Genomic DNA, 17,486 nt, shown 5'->3' on the forward strand with positions numbered 1-17,486 from the left:
AGCCGCGGCGGGAGCCGAGAGATCCCGGGGTCACGGGTAGCCTCGGCCTGCATGCAGACCCGCTACCTCCTCATCGCCTCCGTCGCCGTGGCCCTGGTCATCCTCGCCGCCGGTGCCCTGTGGCTGTTGCGGATCCTGTCGTGACCGGACCGATCACCGAGTATGGGCTCACCCTCGAAGCCGCCTGGTCCGGACCCGCCTCGGGTGCCACCAACCTGTTAGTGCTGTGCCATCCGCACCCTCAGCAGGATGGGACCATGGATGCTCCGCTGATGAGGTCGCTGGCCAACCGGCTCGTCGAGCGGGGCTTTCGGGTGCTGCGGTTCAACTTCCGTGGAGTGGGCCAATCCGAGGGAGGCTGGTCGGGCGGCGATGGCGAGATCCGAGACGTGGGCGCCGCGGTCGCGTTCGCCCGCGAGGCGCACCCCGACCTCCCATTCGGCCTCGCCGGCTGGTCGTTCGGTGCGGTGATGGCACTGCGCTGGCAGGCGGAGCACGGCGACGCATCGCCCTATGTCGGCGTGGCCCCCGCCCTCGCCTACGACCCGTCGCTCCGCATGCCGACGAGTGACGAACTCCCGCCGGCGAGGCGCCTGTTCATCCTCGGCGACCGGGACCAGTTCTGTTCGGTCGACGAGCTGACGACCTATGCCGCTGGCATCGGCGCGGAACTCGAGGTGTTTCCGGGAAGTGACCATTTCTTCGTCTTCCGGGACGTGGCGGTGGGGAATCGGATCGCCGAGTTCTTCAAGGGGCGAGGGACGAGTAGCGAGTAGCGAGTAGCGAGAGCGCGTTCGGACAGGGTGGACCCGTTCTCACTCCCCTCTCCCGAAGGGGGAGGTGGCATCGGCCGAAGGCCGATGACGGAGGGGGAGGCCAGACGCGTCGCGAGGCCCACGTAGCGTGCACCCTCCCCCCTCCCCTCCGGTCGCTCCGCTCCCGGCGGGACTCCCCCCTTCAGGGGGAGGAACCGCAAGCCCTCCCCCCTTCCGGCCGGTTGCTTCGCTCCCGGCGGTACTCCCCCTTCGGGGGGAGAGAGTTGTAAACGGGTTCCTGCGCCTCTGGCCATGAGCTGGCCCTCAGGCCATGAGCCATGAGCTCCCGTCAGACTTCCCTGAACCCCCGGTTACGGGCCTCGGCGAGGGTGTCGGGTCCGAAGGAGCTGAGCTGACGCCGCGCCACCAGGTTCTCACCGTCGACTCTCGCCGACAGAGCGGCGAACTGGGCCTCGTCGTCGCAGTCGTACACCCGCATGTCGTCACGGGTCCCGATGAACCGACGCTCCGGGAAGCGACGCAACCGGCCCACGGTCACGCCGTGTTGACTTCGATGAACAGCACGGCGACCCCGGTGTTGTAGTTGATGTCGATCGTGCCCAGCAGCTCGCCTTTGGAGAACTCGATGGTCCAGCGCGACCCGTCGCCCTCGGAGCGGTTGACCACGTAACCGGCGTTCACCAGCCCCACCTGGAAGTACTGCACCACCGGGACCATCTCCTGCTGCATGGTGACGGTGACCTCGGTCCGGTGGTTCACCCGGTCGATGAGCGTCGATCCGATGACGGCATCAGCGGGAATAGGGAAGTCCCGGGGCATGCTCGATGGCAGGCTTCCCGAGCCGATCTCGATCGGCTCGGGTTCGGCACCACCACCGCAACCGACGGCGACGATGGCCACCACCAGGAGTAACAGGGCCACGCGGATGGGACGGAGACGGTGCGACATCTTCACAAGTCATGGTACCGCGCGAGGCGGCGAAAACACCCCGGCGCCTCAGAGCCTCGGCGGCTCCCGGTACCCGCCGAACACCCCGAGCAGGGCATCGCCGATCTCGCCCTCGGTCGCCCTCCGGCGCGCCGCATCGACGATGAACGGCATCAGGTTGTCGTCGCCGCGGGCCGCGGCGACGAGCGCGGCGAGCGCCTGATCGACCGCGGTCGCATCGCGAGCCTCGCGGACGGTAGCGATGCGCCGCCGCTGCTCGACCTCCACCTCCTCGGAGATGCGCAGGATGTCGAGCTCGTCCTCGTCAGAGGACGGGTACTTGTTGACGCCCACGATCACCCGCTCACCCGAGCCGACGGCCTTCTCGAATTCGTAGGCGGATTCGGCCAGAGCGCCCTGGAACCACCCCTCCTCGATGCCTTGGAGGACACCGTCGAGCATCGAACCGCTCCCCATGCGATCGATCCTCGCCAGCAGCTCCTCGACCGCCGCCTCCATGCGGTCCGTCATCTCCTCCACCAGCCACGATCCTCCGAGGGGATCGATCACGTCGGCGACCCCGGTCTCCTCCATCAGCACCTGCTGGGTGCGCAGCGCTAGATCGGCCGCGTGGTCGGTGGGAAGGGCGTAGACCTCGTCGAGGGCGTTGGTGTGGAGGCTCTGCGTGCCGCCGAGGACCGCCGCCAGTGCCTCCACCGTGGTCCGCACCACGTTGTTGTCAGGCTGCTGGGCGGTCAGTGAGACCCCGGCGGTCTGGGTGTGGAACCGCAGCTTGAGGGACCGCTCGGAGGTGGCCCCGTAGCGGTCCCGCATCCAGCGTGCCCAGATCCTCCGTGCGGCCCGGAACTTGGCGATCTCCTCGAAGAAGTCGAGGTGAGAGTCGAAGAAGAACGACAGCCGCGGAGCGAAGTCGTCGACGGCCATGCCCCGCCGCGTGCCCGCCTCGACGTAGGCGAACCCATCGGCGAGCGTGAAGGCCAGCTCCTGCTGGGCGGTGGCTCCGGCCTCCCGGATGTGATAGCCGCTCACCGAGATCGTATTCCACTGGGGGACCTCGCCGGCGCAGAACTCCATCATGTCCGTGATCAGGCGCAGGTGCGGCTTCGGTGGGTAGATCCACTCCTTCTGCGCGATGTACTCCTTGAGGATGTCGTTCTGGAGCGTCCCCTGGAGGCTCGACCAGTCGGCTCCCTGCTCCTCGGCCGCCACCAGGAAGAAGGCGAAGATCACCTGTGCGGGTCCGTTGATCGTCATCGACACCGACACGTCGCTGAGGGGAATCTGATCGAACAGTTCGACCATGTCGTCGGCGCTGTCCACCGCCACGCCACAGTGCCCGACCTCACCCAGCGCCCTGGGACTGTCCGAGTCGAGTCCCATGAGCGTGGGCATGTCGAAGGCCACGGACAGGCCGTCCTGCCCGGCGGCGAGGAGGCGTCGGAACCGAGCGTTGGTGTCGGCGACGCCGGCGAAACCGGCGAACTGCCGGATGGTCCACGGCTTGCCGCGATACCCGGTGGTGTGGATGCCGCGGGTGTAGGGGAACGCTCCCGGATAGCCGATACGCTCCGGAGGCTCGGCACCGTCCTCGGGGAGCCCGACGCCGGGGAGTTCCTCGAAGGAGAGCGTCACCCAGCGGTCACGCCGCTTGGGAGCGTCCCGGAATTCCCGGTCGAACTGATCGCGGTTCACGGTGCCTCCGTCGTCCCGCCGATCGGCACGGTAGCGCCGCAGTTGGGGCACGGGGCCTCGCTCACCGCCCCGACGATGAAGCTGAACCCACACTCCCCACAGGTCACCTTGGGAGACGGGGTATCCGGCTCCGGCGGCGGGACGGGCGGCAGTCCGCCGGTCGGATCCGGGGCGTCTGCCCGGACCTCGTTGGGGGTTCCACACGCCGGACACAGGTGACGCCCGGGACCGGGAACGTCGAACCCGCTCTGGCACCTTCCACAACGCACGTTCACGACTTCTCATCCTCCACGGGGGTTCCCACGGCCCCGATCTCGACCAGGTACTCGATCTCGGCGGCCATGACTTCTGCGATGTCGAAGGGATCGTAGGCCCGATCTTCCTCGCGCCCCCGATCGAGGATGTAGTCCATGGCGTCACCACTCCCGAGCACCGGCCTCGTTCCCTCGGATCGAGGCGCCACCACCTGGTGATAGTGGATGCCCCACTCCAGGATCAGCCGCACGTCGTGCTCGCTCAGCCGATCGGCCGTCTCCGGTGCAAGACGGTCGTGCACGAACGAGATCGCCTCGGGCAACCAGTACACGGCCGAGTCGAAGGAGCGGCGAGACCGCATCTCCTGCCATACCAACGCGGCGACGATCACCAGCAGCACCACGAACAAGATCACACCGATGCCGAAGGGGGACATGTGGAGGCGAGGGTAGGCGCCTCAGGACCCTGTCAGGAGGTAGCCGTGCTTCGGCCTGGCAACCATCCGGATGAGGCACACCGGCGAGGCCTGGTTGGTTCGCCCGGACAATCGGTGGCTGGACACACCGCCGGGCTCATCCCGTGCTGAGTCGTGCAGCCGTCGTGAGGACCCGAGGGTCGGGATAGTCCTCGCAGTATTGGTAGGCGTACGACAGCCGGATGATCCCGTCCGACCCGACAACGACTTCTGCGGCGGCCAACCAGGGGTCGTCGACCGGTGGCCGGCCCTGCTCGCGCCGCCCGTCTTGGAACTCGACCCCAAGCTGGCGTGGGTGACTCCAGTATTCGACGGGAGCATCGAAGAGGACCTGCTCGACAGACCATTGGCCGATGCCGTAGGCCCGGTAGGCGGACTGATCTGGATCGCACAAGATCAGAGTCGCGATGTTGTGCGTCGTGCGGTAGGCGGCTGCCCGCTCGGGTTCTCCCTGGGAAACGATGATCGGCGTCAGCCCGGCCGCCGAATACGCGTCGTACTCGGTGGCAAGCCGCCCGGCACGTTCGACACCGCAGGTGCATCCGAAGTGGCGCCAGAACATCAGCAGCGCGGGTCCTGTCGACCAGTGATCGCTCAGCCTGACGGGCTCGCCTGTGTGATCGGGGAGCACAAGATCGGGAGCGGCCGTACCCGGGGCCACCAGGGTGCCAAGGCCCTCGGTGGGGCCGACCGTCCACTTCTCGAGCCACTCGGCCTCGGCAGCGGCTGTCAGATCATCCAACGATCCCATCGTCCCCCTCGGTTGGTTACTCATGGCACGCTAACGCACACCTCCTAGGGAGGGCGAAGCGTGCTTGTATGCGGTGCGTGAGGAGACACCGACAAGACTCCGCGCCGGTAGCCGAGAGCAAACGCCTCGAGGAGTACGACTTCTACCCGTTTGTCGTAGATGACGACGGCCTTATCGAGTTCAGCGACGAACGCTTCGTGACAGCGGTGCATCACTTCCTGGGGGCCCGGAATGCTGTTGCGGCCCGAGAGTTGATCGTGATCGGCGAGCAGAACCTGGTCCGCGACACCTTCCCAAGCGACGACGTGAAGGCCTATGCGGATCTGTTCCGGGCTTACGACGGCGACTCAGTGATCCACGACAACGCGACCTACCTCGAAAACTACAAGAGGATCGTCCATCTGATCGGACAGTCCTTTCCCAACACCGGGATCGAGATCCTCGTCCACGATCTCGTCAATCCGTCGAAGGCCATCGTCGCCATCGAACACGGCGAGGTGACCGGACGGACGCTCGGACATGGAGCCACCAAGCTCGTCCTCGACCTCAAGACGCGCCGCTATCACAATCGGGACAAACTGAATTACGAGCTGAACATCGGAGCGAGGCGCTTCAAGTGCACCACGATTCCGATCTTCCGACCCGAGTACGGCCTGGTTGGCGCCATCTGCATCAACGTCGACGTGCGGTTCCTGCGCGAGGAGGTTCTTGCAGACGGCCAGCGCGTCCAGGCGTTCTTCGACAACCTGCTCCGAACGGAGTTCGAGTTGGACGAGAACATCCTCTCCAAGGCCGAGTATCGGGCAGCACTTCAGGGCAAGCGCCACTTCTTGGATGAAGCCATCCGGACGGACAGTCGTTCCGACGCGGCGCGGGCCCAGTCAGAAACGCTGCGTCTGATAGCCGGCCTGGACTCGATCGCGCTATCGAGGTTCAAAGTGGCCGGCGGGTACACCCGATTCGACCCGGTGACAAGGGAGCGGCTGCTCGATGCCCGCCTAGCGATCCGGAGTGGCCTCATGAGCCCCACCGGTAATCGCGAGAACCACCTGGTGTGGGGTAGACCCGGGACCGGCAAGACCTTCCTTATCCACGAGATAGTGAGCGAATTCGACGGCGTGAGTTACGTCGAACTCAATCTTGCCCAAGACTCCGAAGAGGATGTCCGCGCCGAATGCAGGGCCGCCGTCGAGTCCCCGACGCCCTCCCTGGTACTCATTGATGAAATCGACGCCAGGCCGGATGCGTCGTGGCCCTACGAGACGCTGCTTCCGTTCCTCGACGCCAATGTGGAAACCGGTAGCCAGGTCGTGTTCGTGTTGGCTGGCAGTTCGGGCGAAACCTTGGAGGAACTCGTCCGGGCCATCGATAGGCGCCCCAAGGGCAAGGATCTCATGAGTCGCACTCCCGAGGGCAATCGTTTCGCCGTCGACCCGCTGGGGGTCGGTGACCAGATTTCCGTAGCGATCTCACAGTTCCTTCGGGAGGGCAAGAGCCGAGGCCTCTCCATTGAACTTGTCGAGAAGGCAGCCCTCTATTACCTGGCTTCGACTCCTTATCTGACGAACGCTCGTCAACTGGCGGAGTTCGCCGCACGAGCGGTTCGAAGGGTGCCTGAGGGTGAGGGACGTCTCAAATACGACCACCTCTTCGGTGCCGGAGACCCCGAGAACAAGGAGTTCTGGATCGGGATGAATCGAGATGCGGCAGATCTCGTGGGGCGGTACGTCGAAGTCTCGTGGTAAGCCACCTCATGGAGCCCGATGAGCATCACTGGGTACTTGGCGAATCCGCCCAGCGCGGGGGAGGCGGGGTCAGGACACCACTGTCCCGGTCACCAACAGCACCTACCAAGTACCAGGTACCAAGTACCGATCGGTATCCTGCTCCCCCATGCCAGTGGACGCCGTCTCGACATTCCTCGCCACCGGAGCCCTGCTCATCGCCGTGCTCCTGGTCGCCCTCATCGTTCTCGGCCTGGTCGCCCGGTTCAGTGGTCGGGCAGCCGACACCCTGGCGTCACTACAGGAGTCGTTCGACGGTCTCGGCCCGATGATCGCCCTGACGATGGCCGCAGTGGCCACCGCCGGCAGTCTCTACTACTCACAGGTTGCGGGGTTCATCCCCTGTGAGTACTGCTGGTACCAGCGGATCGCCATGTACCCCCTGGTGCCGGTGCTGTTCGCCGGGGTGCGCGCCGGGGACCGCTCGGTGCGCCGGTATGTGATCCCCCTGGCCGTGATCGGGAGCATCATCGCCGCCTATCACACCCTCATCGAGAACTTCCCCGAGATCGCCACCGCCGAATGCAGCGGGGTCGTCGCCTGCACGGCACCGTACGTTCAGAAGTTCGGCTTCCTCGGGATCCCGTTCATGGCGCTGATGTCGTTCGGCGTCATCATCGCCGCACTGTTGCTCGACCGCTCGGGACCGAGCCCGACACCGCCCACCAGCCAGGAGAACCTATGACTGCCCGTACCCGTCAGAGTCAGACGCCGCGCCCCGGTGCGAAGAAGAAGTTCCCGATCATTCCGGTGGCGATAGGTGTCGCGGTGGTGGCGCTGATCGCCACGGTAATCCTGACCTTCGAGGGTGACACCACCGAGGACGCCTTCGGCACCCCTGAGATCAGCGGAGCCGGGCTCACCACGTACGCTGCCGGGGGTCTCGACCCGGCGGTCGGACAGGCCGCGCCCACCGTCGTCGGTGCCGACTTCGAGGGCAGCCGGGTGGAGATCGCCGACGACGGCCGGGCCAAGATCATCCTCTTCCTGGCCCACTGGTGCCCGCATTGCCAGGCCGAGGTCCCGATCGTGCAGAGCTGGGTGGACGCCGGCTCGCTCCCGGTCGACGTGGACCTCTACGCGGTGGCCACCAGCATCGATCGGATGCGACCCAACTATCCACCGTCGAAGTGGCTCGAGGACGAGGGCTGGACCGAGCCCATCCTCGTCGACGACGAGCTGACCAGCGTGTCGCGCGCCTACGGCCTCAACGCCTTCCCGTACTGGGTGTTCGTAGCCGCCGACGGCACGGTTCGGGCTCGACTCTCCGGTCGACTCGGTGTCGCCGAACTCGATCAGCTCACCGGGTCACTGCGCCAGGGCTAGGAGGTGCGCGAATAGCTCGCTGGCTTTATCAGGTTTCGGCTTGCCACAAGCCGAAACCTGATCCCGGGGCGAGCCTATTCGCGCACCCCCTTAGATCCCGAGCCGGTCGGCGAGGGCTGCCCGATGGTCCGCCGGCGTGCCGAAGAGGAGATCGTCGGTCTTGGCCCGCTTGAAATAGAGATGGGCATCGTGTTCCCAGGTAAAGCCGATGCCGCCGTGGATCTGGATGGTCTCCGACGCGGCATGGAAGAAGGCTTCTGAGCAGTACGACTTGGCAAGGGGTGCAGCAATGCGGAGTTCGTCGTCTCCGGCGGTCACCGCCCAGCCGGCGTAGTAGGCGGCGGACTTGGCGATCTCGGTTTCGATGAGCATGTCGGCGCACTTGTGCTTGATCGCCTGGAACGATCCGATCGGCCGGCCGAACTGGACCCGGACCATGGCGTAGCCGACGGACATCTCCAGACACTTCTGGGCGCCGCCGACCTGCTCGAAAGCCAGGGCCACCGCGGCGCGTTCCAGTGTCTCTTCGAGTGCTGGCCAGCCTCCACCTGTTTCGCCCAGGACCGCCGACGACGGCACCCTCACCCCATCGAAGTCGACGGTCGCCTGCTTGCGGGTCATGTCCATGGTCTCGACGCGCTGCCGGGTGACGCCCGCGGCATCGCCGTCCACGAGCACCAGGGTGACACCGTCGCGGCCAGAGGTGCCCGCCTCGCGGGCGACGACGATGAGGGTGTGAGCGGTGTGCCCATCGACGACGAAGGCCTTGGACCCGTCGAGAACGAGGTCGTCCCCGTCTCGCTGCACCTCGATAGCGACCCCATCGGGGTCCCACGATCCACCGGCTTCGAGGTGGGCGACGGCCACCCGACGCTCTCCGGCAGCGATCTCAGGGAGCAGCGACTGCTTCTGCTCGTCGGTTCCGGCCCGCAGGATCAGGTCGGCGCCGAGTACGACGGACGAGAGGAAGGGGGCGGGGAACAGCGCACGCCCCATCTCCTCCATGAGGATCGCCTGCTCGGTGAAGGTGAATCCGGCCCCCCCATACTCCTCGGGTATCGCCATCGCCTGCCATCCCTGGGCGGCGATCTCGGCCCAGAGTCCCTCGTCGAAGCCCTCATCGGTTTCCATGAGGCGGCGAACCTCCTCCGACGGCGCCTTCGTCTCCAGGAAGCGCCGCGCCGTCGACCTGAGCATGTCCTGTTCGGGTGTGAAGGCGAATTCCATGGTTCCGAGAGTAGTGAGGCGGCGACACCGTCGAAGCGGTCTCGCGGGTAGCGTGGCGTGTCGTCACGCCCGGAGGGAGCAGATGCAACTGGTACTGATGACCGAGCCGCAGCTGGGCATGACCTATGACCAGATCGTCGACCTGGCGCAGCTCGCCGAGCGACTCGGCCTCGACGGCTTCTCGCGCGCGGACCACTACGGATTCCTGGACATGGAGCCGGCCCACGCCACCGATGCCTTCGCCACGCTGGGCGGACTCGCCCGCGAGACCGACCGAATCCAGCTGTGCGTCCTGGTGAGCCCGATCACCTTCCGGCATCCCGCCGTACTGGCAAAGATGGCCGCCACCATCGACGAGATGTCCGGCGGCCGCCTCGCCCTCGGCGTTGGCACCGGATGGATGGAACAAGAGCACCGGGCCTACGGCATCGACTTCCACGACCTCAACGGCCGCTTCGAACGCCTCGAAGAGGCCCTCGCCTACCTTCATCACGCCTTCGGCCGCCGATCCGGCCGCTTCGACGGCGAGCATTACCGACTCGACCTCGATGAAGTGATCCCGGCACCGACTGGACCGCTGCCAATCATCGTCGGCGGCAGCGGTGAGCGACGCACACCCCGCCTCGCCGGAACCTACGCCGACGAGTTCAACATGGGGATCCGATCTTCGGATGCGATGCGGCTGCGGATCGATCGTGCCCGCGAGGCCGCGAGCGCGGCGGGACGCGACCCCGACGCGCTGCGCATCAGTGTGATGACCGGCGCCATCGTCGGATCGACGGAGTCATCCTTCCAGGCGAACCTACAACGGATCGCTGCCGCCGACCCGTTCTCGAGGAGCGTCGACGATTTCACCGCCTCCTACACAGAACGCGGTCTGCCCTTCGGTACCGCCGATCAGGTAGCCGAGGTGGTAGGGCGGCTCGCCGAGACCGGAGTGAGCCGCATCTACTACCAGACCTTCGGGCCCTACGACCACGACCTGATCGAGGAGACCGTGGAGGTCCTGAGGAGTAGCGAGGAGCAAGCAGCGAGCAGCGAGCAGCGAGCAGCGAGGAGAATCCCTCTGGCTAAGAACTAAGAGCCAATAGCCAACAGCCCCTCTCCCTTTTCTGTACTGCCCCCGGTACCGATATCCTCGGTCCGTGCCCGAAACCCCCCTCTTCGTTATCGAGGACCTGCGCGCCTCGGTCAACGGCATCGAGATCCTCAAGGGCGTCTCGCTCACGGTCGAGCGCGGCGAGATCCATGCATTGATGGGCCCCAATGGCTCCGGCAAGTCGACGCTGGCCAACGTTCTGATGGGCCATCGTGCCTACAAGGTGACCGGCCGCATCCTCTACAAGGGTGAGGACGTGACCGGATGGACCCCCGACAAACGGGGCCGCGCCGGGATGTTCCTCGCATTTCAATACCCCGAGGAGATCCCGGGAGTGACCGTGGTCAACTTCCTACGGGCGGCGCTGAGCAACCGGACGGGTACCGACTACACGGTCCTCGAGCTGCGCCTCAAGGTGGCCGACACGATGCGCACGCTCGGCATGGACCCGGAGTTCGCCGACCGGTACCTCAACGAGGGGTTCTCGGGAGGCGAGCGCAAGCGGAATGAAGTCCTCCAGATGGCCGTTCTGGAGCCTGAGATGGCGATCCTCGACGAAACCGACTCCGGTCTGGACATCGACGCGCTGCGCACCGTCGCCGAGGGCGTCCAACAGCTGGCCTCACCAGAGCGCGGGTTCCTCATAATCACCCACTACCAGCGCATGCTCGACCACATCACCCCGGATGTCGTGCACGTGTTCGTCGACGGCACCGTGGTCGAGTCGGGAGGCCCCGACCTCGCCCGACGCATCGAGGAGGACGGGTACGACGCGTTCCGCGCCCCGGTGGCGTCGTGAACCCCAACGACGAACGGCGAGACCAGTGATCGACCTGTCGCACCTGCGTGCCGACTTCCCGATCCTCCAGCGTGAGGTCAACGGCCACCCGCTCGCCTATCTCGACAGCGCATCGAGCACCCAGAAGCCGATCCAGGTGCTCGACGCGATGGACCGCTTCTACCGAACCAGCTACGCCAACGTCCACCGTGGCGCTTACGCCCTCGCCGAGGAGGCCACCGAGGCCTACGAGGGCGCTCGCGGCAAGGTGGCTGCGTTCATCGGCGCTCCCGCGTCGGAACTGGTCTTCGTGCGTGGCACCACTTCGGCGATCAACCTGATCGCCTACGGATGGGGCCTGGACCACCTCGGCGAGGGGGACCGGGTGATGCTCACCCTGCTGGAGCATCACGCCAACATCGTCCCCTGGCAGCTGGTCGCCCGTCACACCGGGGCCGAGCTGGTGTATTTGCCCCTCACCGACGACCGCCGCATCGACACCGCTGCCCTGGATGGGCTGATCGACGATCGGGTCAAGGTGGTCGCCTTTTCCGGGATGTCCAACGTCCTCGGATCGATCGGACCGGTCGACGAACTCGCCGAGGCGGCCCGATCGGTGGGTGCGATCACGGTGGTAGATGGCGCCCAGATGGTCCCCCACCTCCCCACCGCGGTGAGCGACCTCGGCGTCGACTTCCTCGCCTTCAGCAGCCACAAGATGCTGGGACCCACAGGCATCGGCGCGCTGTGGGGCAAGGCCGAGCTCCTCGACGAGATGGAGCCCGCCGAGGGTGGTGGCGAGATGATCCGCGATGTCGATCTGCACGTCTCGACCTGGGCCGACGTGCCGCACAAGTTCGAAGCCGGCACCCCGCCGATCGCCGAGGCCGTGGGATTCGGGGCTGCGGCCGACTACCTGGCGGCGATCGGCATGGACGCCGTCAGACAGCACGAGAAGGAGATCACCGGGTACGCCCTGGAGCGGCTCTCCGAGGTGCCAGACCTCACCGTGTACGGACCGTCCGACCTCGAGGTCCGGGGCGGGGCGGTGTCGTTCACCCTCGCCGACATCCACCCCCACGACCTCGCCACCATCCTCGACCAGCACGGCATCGCGGTGCGGGCCGGTCATCATTGCGCCAAGCCGCTGATGCGTGCCCTCGACGTCCCGGCCACGGCCCGGGCGTCCTTCTACGTCTACAACCTGCTCGAAGAAGTCGACGCTCTCATCGCCGCCCTGCACGAAGCCAGGAGGCTGTTCGGTGTCGCTTGACGAGCTGTACCGGCAGGTCATCCTCGACCACTACCGCAATCCGAGGCGGGCGGGCCGCCTCCAAGAGCCCGACGCTCACGCCGAGGGCCACAACCCGCTGTGCGGCGACGAGATCTCCCTCGATCTCGAGTTCGATGACGATCGGGTGACCGACGCCGCGGTGCTTGGGCGTGGGTGTTCGATCAGCCAGGCGTCGGCGTCGATGCTCGCCGACCGCATCGTCGGCATGACCCGCGACGAGATCGCCGGTCTGATCGAGCGGGTGAAGCGGCTCCTCGGCATCGAACCGGGAGACCCGGGCATCGACCCCGATCGCCCCGGAGAGGCCCTCGGCGACCTCGAGGCGCTGGCCGGGGTTCGGCGCTTCCCGGTGCGCATCAAGTGCGCCGACCTGGCCTGGACGACGCTCCAGGAGGCTCTGAGCGTGGATGGGTGAGGACGGCGGGCACCTTACCCCTCGCCGCGCCATCCTCGCAGCGCCTGACTCGCCGACCGAACACGTCGAGACGGCGCCCTCTACCCGGCTACGCCACCTTCGGTCATCTTCCGTAGATCCAGTGCCCGGTCCAGCTCGTCGGGCGCCATGAGCCCGGTGTCGAGCACGACGTCTCGCACGCCGCGACCGCTGGCGAACGCCTCCTTGGCCACCTTCGCCGCGGCGTCGTATCCGATGTGGGGCACCAGTGCCGTCACCACGATGATGTTCTGCTCGACCAGCCACCGGGCGCGTTCCTCGTTGGCGCGGATGCCTTCCACGCAGCGTTCCCGGAAGGTGTCGGCCGCCGCCGCCAGCAGCTCGGCCGACTGGAGGAGGTTGTGGGCGAGTACCGGCATCATCACGTTGAGCTCGAAGTTGCCGTTGGCGCCGGCCCAGGTGACCGTGGCGTCGTTGCCGACCACCTGGGCGGCCACCTGCATCACCATCTCGGACATCACCGGGTTGACCTTCCCCGGCATGATCGACGATCCGGGCTGGGTCTCGGGCAGGGCGATCTCGCCGATGGCGGTGCGGGGTCCCGAACCGAGCCAGCGGATGTCGTTGGCCACCTTGAACAACGCCACGGCGGCCCCCCGGAGCGCGGCGCTGGCGTGGACCGCCGCGTCCTTGGCCCCCATGGCCTCGAAGTAATCGTCGGCGGTCCGGAGCGGGAGGCCGGTTCGCTCGGCAACCCTCGCCACCACGGCCTCGGCGAACCCGGGAGGTGCATTGATCCCGGTACCGACCGCAGTGCCCCCGAGGGCCAGTTCGTAGAGACCGTCGAGCGCGGCCTCGAGCCGCTCGGCGCTCTTGGTGACCTGGGTGGCATAGCCCCCGAACTCCTGGCCCAGGCGCACGGGAGTCGCATCCATGAGGTGGGTGCGGCCCGACTTGACCACGCCATCGAATTCGGCCGCCTTGGCGGAAAGGGCCCCGGCGAGACGACGGAGGGCGGGGATCGTCTGCCCGTGGATCACCGACGCCGCCGCCACGTGGATGGCGCTCGGGATCACGTCGTTGGAGGACTGTCCGGCGTTGACCTGGTCGTTCGGGTGGACGCGGCGACTGCCCAGTTCGGCGCCGAGGATCTCACCGGCCCGATTGGCGATCACCTCGTTGGCGTTCATGTTGGTGGAGGTGCCGGAGCCGGTCTGGAAGACATCGAGGACGAACTCTCCGTCGTGGCGACCGACGACGACCTCCTCGGCTGCCTCGGCGATGGCGGCCGCCGTCTCCGTGTCGACCGCGCCGATCTCGCCGTTGACCCGAGCAGCGGCGGCCTTGATCATCCCGAGCGCTTCGATCATCCGCCGGCCCATCCCGATCCCCGAGATCGGGAAGTTGTCCACCGCTCGCTGCGTCGAGGCGCCGTAATAGGCCGCCTCTGGGACCGCCACCTCGCCCATCGAATCTCGTTCCGACCGCGTATTCACCCTCGCTCCTCCTCGCCGCCCCGCAGGGTAGGCGTCCCGTCGAGCGCCTCCCGCACGATCCGGGAGTACTCCGGGTACAGCCGATGGTCCCGATGCACTGAGTGCTCGGCACCCGGAAGGAACACATAGGTCAGCAGCGGGTTGGTGTCGACGAGCCAATCAGCGATGGTCCGAGCCATGATCCCGCCGCACGCCGGATCCGAACCGATGATCGTCGTCGGCACCGTCAGGGCGGCGGTCTCATCGACGACGTTCCACGGCGAACTGTCTTCGATCGTCGCCGTGATCAGATCCGGTCCGGCACGGCGCAGGGCGGCCGCCTTGGTCTCGCAGTCCCTCGGATGCCAGTGGGGATTGTCGTGCGCCATCTGCTCCGGCGTGAGCGGACGCCGGTAGTCGTCCAACAGCCAGTCGATCTCTGCCTCCCGGAGTTCCGGCACCACGAGCGCTGGGTCCTGGAGGACCATCCGCTGCGTCCATCCGGTCGTCTTCGAAGCGGCGAGAACGGCGATCGAGCCGCCCATCGAATGACCGAGCACGGCGTCCCACCGACTGCCGAGGGTGAGCACGTCGGTCGCGTGCTCACCGATCGAGTAGTCGTCCGCCGTCGGGCCGTCGCCGTGACCGCGGAGGTCGGGGGCGGTGACCTCCCAGCCGAGATCCGCCAGGTCGGAACCCACCCGCCACCATCCGGCAGCATTGGCGCCGAGTCCGTGGAGCAGGAGTATCCGGCGATGCCCGGAACCCCAGGTGAGCGTGGGGAGCGTGAGGGGGGTCATGGCCGTCCGGCCTCCGGCGCCCGTCGCCCGACTCCCGTCACCGACTCAGGGAAACGGGTTCTCTTCGGGGGGCGTCTCGAGACCGAGTTCACGGCGAAGCCCTTCGTAGCCCTTGGCGTCCAGTTCGTCGGCCAGCTCGCGGCCGCCGCTGAGAACGATACGGCCCGCCATCATCACGTGGACGCCATCGACGTCCAGGTACCGCATGATCCGGGTGTAGTGGGTGATCAGCAGCACGCCCAGACCCGGCCCGCGCATCGTGTCGACGGCCTCGGCGACGTCGCGCACCGCATCCACGTCAAGGCCCGAGTCGATCTCGTCGAGGACCGCCGCCGTCGGGGCCAGGGCCAGCAGCTGCACGATCTCGGACTTCTTCTTCTCACCACCGGACAGGTTCCCGTTCACCCGCCGGTCGAGGAACGCCTCCATCCCCAGGACCCGGGCCGCCTCCTCGCCGCGGGCGAGGGCATCGGCTGCTCCGGCGAGCTCCATCTCGGTGAGTAGCTCGCGCAAGGTGACCCCACCGATCTCAACGGGGTACTGGAAGGCCTCGAACAGCCCGAGAAGAGCCCGCTCGTCGGTGGGAAGTCCGAGCACCTCGGTGCCACCGACGCGGGCGCTGCCCGAGACCTCGTAGTTGGGTCGTCCCATCACGGCGTGGCACAGCGTGCTCTTGCCGGAACCATTCGGCCCCATGAGCACGTGCAGTTCACCTACCGGGATATCGAGGTCGACACCGTGGAGGATCTCGACGGCACCGCGTCGAGCGTGCAGGTCGCTGACGACGAAAGCAGAGGTCATGTCTCCGTCTCCGCGGGCAGATCGAGGAAGACCTCCCCATCGATGACCTCGACGGCATACACCGGCACCGGCTTGGTGGCCGGCAGCGCACCCGGCTCGCCGGTCACCAGGTCGAACTCCGAGCCATGCCGGGGGCACTCGACCGTCAGGTCGAACACCTCACCCTCCGACAAGGACGCCTCGGCGTGACTGCACCGGTCGCCGATGGCATAGAGGTCGTCACCGATGCGGAACACAGCCACCCGGTGATCGTCGAGTTCGACGAGTCTCCCCGCCTCCTGGGCGAACTCCTCGATCCTCCCGATCGAGACGCGATACGCGCTCATGCGGTCACCCGCTCGAACGTGGCGAGGGCGAGGTCACCGAGCGGCCCGACCACCTCGGGCACTGGGAACCGCTGCAATGCCTCTTCGAAGAAGCCCCGCACCTGAACGCGATCGGCTCGCGGCAGCGACAGTCCCCGGCTCATCAAGTAGTACCGCTGCTCCTCGTCGAGTGGCCCCACCGCGGATGCGTGACCGCAGCGAACGTCGTCGGCGAGGATCTCTAGATTCGGGACCGACTGCGCTTTGGCACCATCGGAGAGCACCAGGTTCCGGTTGGTCTGGTGTGAGTTCGTCTTCTGACCGGCGGGCTCGATCCTGATCAGACCGGTGAACACCGATTGCGCGGTGTCGCCGACGGCACCCTTGAGGAACATGTCCGAGGTCGTGTTCGGCGCCTCGTGACGCATGAAGTACCGGTAATCGAGGGTCTGATCGCGCTCGCCGAAGTAGGCCCCATTGATGCGGGCGTCGGCACCGGCTCCCACCAGCGCCGCATCGAGCAACACCCGAGAGTAGGCGGCGCCGAAACCCGCTTCGGAGACGTCGACCGACGCGTCACGGTCGATCCTCATGCGATGGGTGGCGAGCGCCACGGTCGAGGTACCCCAGGACTGGAGCACGGTGATCCGAACCCGCGCCGCCGGACCCGCGATCACCTCGATCCTGGGGATCACCAGGCAGGAAGCGTCGGCCGGGGACCGCTGGTCGACCACGACGGACACCTCGGCCTGTTCGTCGGCGCGAATGAACACGAACGGGAGCGCCAGGACCCCGGAGGCGCTCACCTGCAGCTCCACCAGCACCGGTCGAGTCTCGGCGACCCCGCGGGGAGCGTGGACCGCCACCCCGTCGAAAGCAAAGGCGTCATGCAGCGCGGCGAGCCGGTCCTCGGGTGGCTTCGCCTCGTAGCCCTCGAGGACCTGCTCCGGCGTCGATGGCAACGAGGTGACGGCGATGCCGTGTGAGCCTTCTGCGAACACGGTGTGACCGTCGATCGACACGGCACGTCCGGCGAGGTCTGCAAGGGAGGCGGCCGCGATCCCGTCCCCGCTCAGGGGCGCTCCTGGCGAGTCGGTGAGAGCAACCTGGTCGAGGTCGAAGTCGGGCTCGACGTACCGCCAGTTCTCGTCGCGAGGGTTCGGCATGGGGAACGCCTCGAACGCCTGCCATCCGGCAGCCGCTCGCGTCCCGAGAGCAGCGGGAAGCGATCGCAGCGCCCGGGTGTGGGCATCGGAATCCAGGGGAGGCACGGGCTGAGAGCTCTCAGATCGACGGCTGGTCACTC

General features: G+C 66.9%; 19 protein-coding genes. 8 read left to right on the forward strand and 11 right to left on the reverse strand.

Going from position 1 to position 17,486, the window contains the following annotated elements:
- Positions 1 to 140 precede the first annotated feature (140 nt).
- Entirely contained in the window at positions 141 to 776 is a 636-nt protein-coding gene (locus WEA29_05930) for an alpha/beta fold hydrolase (protein MEX2323293.1), read from the forward strand.
- A 328-nt stretch (positions 777 to 1,104) separates the two neighbouring features.
- On the opposite strand, the gene WEA29_05935 is transcribed toward WEA29_05930, so the two are convergent.
- From WEA29_05935 to WEA29_05955, 5 genes are all read right to left on the reverse strand, one after another.
- A complete protein-coding gene (locus WEA29_05935) occupies positions 1,105 to 1,314 on the reverse strand; it encodes a hypothetical protein (protein ID MEX2323294.1) in 210 nt (69 codons plus the stop codon).
- Positions 1,311 to 1,724, reverse strand: a complete 414-nt coding sequence (locus WEA29_05940; protein ID MEX2323295.1) for a hypothetical protein — start codon at positions 1,722 to 1,724, stop codon at positions 1,311 to 1,313. The genes WEA29_05935 and WEA29_05940 overlap by 4 nt, the downstream gene beginning before the upstream one ends.
- A gap of 48 nt (positions 1,725 to 1,772) precedes the next feature.
- Entirely contained in the window at positions 1,773 to 3,416 is a 1,644-nt protein-coding gene (locus WEA29_05945) for a methylmalonyl-CoA mutase family protein (GenBank protein ID MEX2323296.1), read from the reverse strand.
- A 271-nt stretch (positions 3,417 to 3,687) separates the two neighbouring features.
- Positions 3,688 to 4,107: a hypothetical protein gene (locus tag WEA29_05950; GenBank protein ID MEX2323297.1), complete on the reverse strand. Its 420-nt coding sequence runs from the start codon at positions 4,105 to 4,107 to the stop codon at positions 3,688 to 3,690.
- A gap of 136 nt (positions 4,108 to 4,243) precedes the next feature.
- Complete coding sequence (locus WEA29_05955) at positions 4,244 to 4,888, reverse strand: peroxiredoxin-like family protein (protein ID MEX2323298.1); 645 nt, start codon at positions 4,886 to 4,888, stop codon at positions 4,244 to 4,246.
- An 86-nt stretch (positions 4,889 to 4,974) separates the two neighbouring features.
- On the opposite strand from WEA29_05955, the gene WEA29_05960 reads away from it, so the two are divergent.
- The 3 genes from WEA29_05960 (at position 4,975) to WEA29_05970 (ending at position 8,007) form a co-directional block, all read left to right on the forward strand.
- Positions 4,975 to 6,642, forward strand: coding sequence for a PAS domain-containing protein (locus tag WEA29_05960; protein ID MEX2323299.1), 1,668 nt, complete (start codon positions 4,975 to 4,977; stop codon positions 6,640 to 6,642).
- Positions 6,643 to 6,790: 148 nt separating this feature from the next.
- Entirely contained in the window at positions 6,791 to 7,366 is a 576-nt protein-coding gene (locus tag WEA29_05965; GenBank protein MEX2323300.1) for a disulfide bond formation protein B, read from the forward strand.
- The gene (locus WEA29_05970; protein MEX2323301.1) at positions 7,363 to 8,007 is read left to right on the forward strand and encodes a TlpA disulfide reductase family protein; all 645 of its coding nucleotides are present in this window, start codon (positions 7,363 to 7,365) and stop codon (positions 8,005 to 8,007) included. The genes WEA29_05965 and WEA29_05970 overlap by 4 nt, the downstream gene beginning before the upstream one ends.
- A 90-nt stretch (positions 8,008 to 8,097) precedes the next feature.
- Here WEA29_05970 and WEA29_05975 read toward each other — a convergent pair whose 3' ends face one another.
- Positions 8,098 to 9,234, reverse strand: a complete 1,137-nt coding sequence (locus WEA29_05975; protein MEX2323302.1) for an acyl-CoA dehydrogenase family protein — start codon at positions 9,232 to 9,234, stop codon at positions 8,098 to 8,100.
- An 82-nt stretch (positions 9,235 to 9,316) separates the two neighbouring features.
- On the opposite strand from WEA29_05975, the gene WEA29_05980 reads away from it, so the two are divergent.
- The 4 genes from WEA29_05980 (at position 9,317) to WEA29_05995 (ending at position 12,820) form a co-directional block, all read left to right on the forward strand.
- A complete protein-coding gene (locus WEA29_05980; protein MEX2323303.1) occupies positions 9,317 to 10,315 on the forward strand; it encodes a TIGR03560 family F420-dependent LLM class oxidoreductase in 999 nt (332 codons plus the stop codon).
- A gap of 64 nt (positions 10,316 to 10,379) precedes the next feature.
- Positions 10,380 to 11,132 carry a Fe-S cluster assembly ATPase SufC gene (gene sufC / locus WEA29_05985; protein MEX2323304.1) on the forward strand — a complete coding sequence of 251 codons (753 nt, stop codon included), beginning with the start codon at positions 10,380 to 10,382 and terminating at the stop codon, positions 11,130 to 11,132.
- A 25-nt stretch (positions 11,133 to 11,157) separates the two neighbouring features.
- Entirely contained in the window at positions 11,158 to 12,384 is a 1,227-nt protein-coding gene (locus WEA29_05990; protein MEX2323305.1) for a cysteine desulfurase, read from the forward strand.
- Complete coding sequence (locus tag WEA29_05995; GenBank protein MEX2323306.1) at positions 12,374 to 12,820, forward strand: SUF system NifU family Fe-S cluster assembly protein; 447 nt, start codon at positions 12,374 to 12,376, stop codon at positions 12,818 to 12,820. The genes WEA29_05990 and WEA29_05995 overlap by 11 nt, the downstream gene beginning before the upstream one ends.
- Before the next feature lie 80 nt (positions 12,821 to 12,900).
- On the opposite strand, the gene WEA29_06000 is transcribed toward WEA29_05995, so the two are convergent.
- The 5 genes from WEA29_06000 to sufD are packed head-to-tail and all read right to left on the reverse strand — an operon-like array spanning position 12,901 to position 17,451.
- Positions 12,901 to 14,295, reverse strand: coding sequence for a class II fumarate hydratase (locus WEA29_06000; GenBank protein MEX2323307.1), 1,395 nt, complete (start codon positions 14,293 to 14,295; stop codon positions 12,901 to 12,903).
- Entirely contained in the window at positions 14,292 to 15,074 is a 783-nt protein-coding gene (locus tag WEA29_06005; GenBank protein MEX2323308.1) for an alpha/beta hydrolase, read from the reverse strand. The genes WEA29_06000 and WEA29_06005 overlap by 4 nt, the downstream gene beginning before the upstream one ends.
- Positions 15,075 to 15,119: 45 nt before the next feature.
- Positions 15,120 to 15,875: a Fe-S cluster assembly ATPase SufC gene (gene sufC / locus WEA29_06010; protein ID MEX2323309.1), complete on the reverse strand. Its 756-nt coding sequence runs from the start codon at positions 15,873 to 15,875 to the stop codon at positions 15,120 to 15,122.
- Positions 15,872 to 16,201, reverse strand: coding sequence for a non-heme iron oxygenase ferredoxin subunit (locus tag WEA29_06015; protein ID MEX2323310.1), 330 nt, complete (start codon positions 16,199 to 16,201; stop codon positions 15,872 to 15,874). The genes sufC (WEA29_06010) and WEA29_06015 overlap by 4 nt, the downstream gene beginning before the upstream one ends.
- On the reverse strand, positions 16,198 to 17,451 hold the full coding sequence (gene sufD / locus WEA29_06020) for a Fe-S cluster assembly protein SufD (GenBank protein ID MEX2323311.1): 1,254 nt from the start codon (positions 17,449 to 17,451) through the stop codon (positions 16,198 to 16,200). The genes WEA29_06015 and sufD overlap by 4 nt, the downstream gene beginning before the upstream one ends.
- Positions 17,452 to 17,486: the final 35 nt, after the last annotated feature.

It is taken from the genome of Acidimicrobiia bacterium (assembly GCA_040902765.1).
Lineage (GTDB): Bacteria > Actinomycetota > Acidimicrobiia > Spongiisociales > UBA11373 > DATKBG01.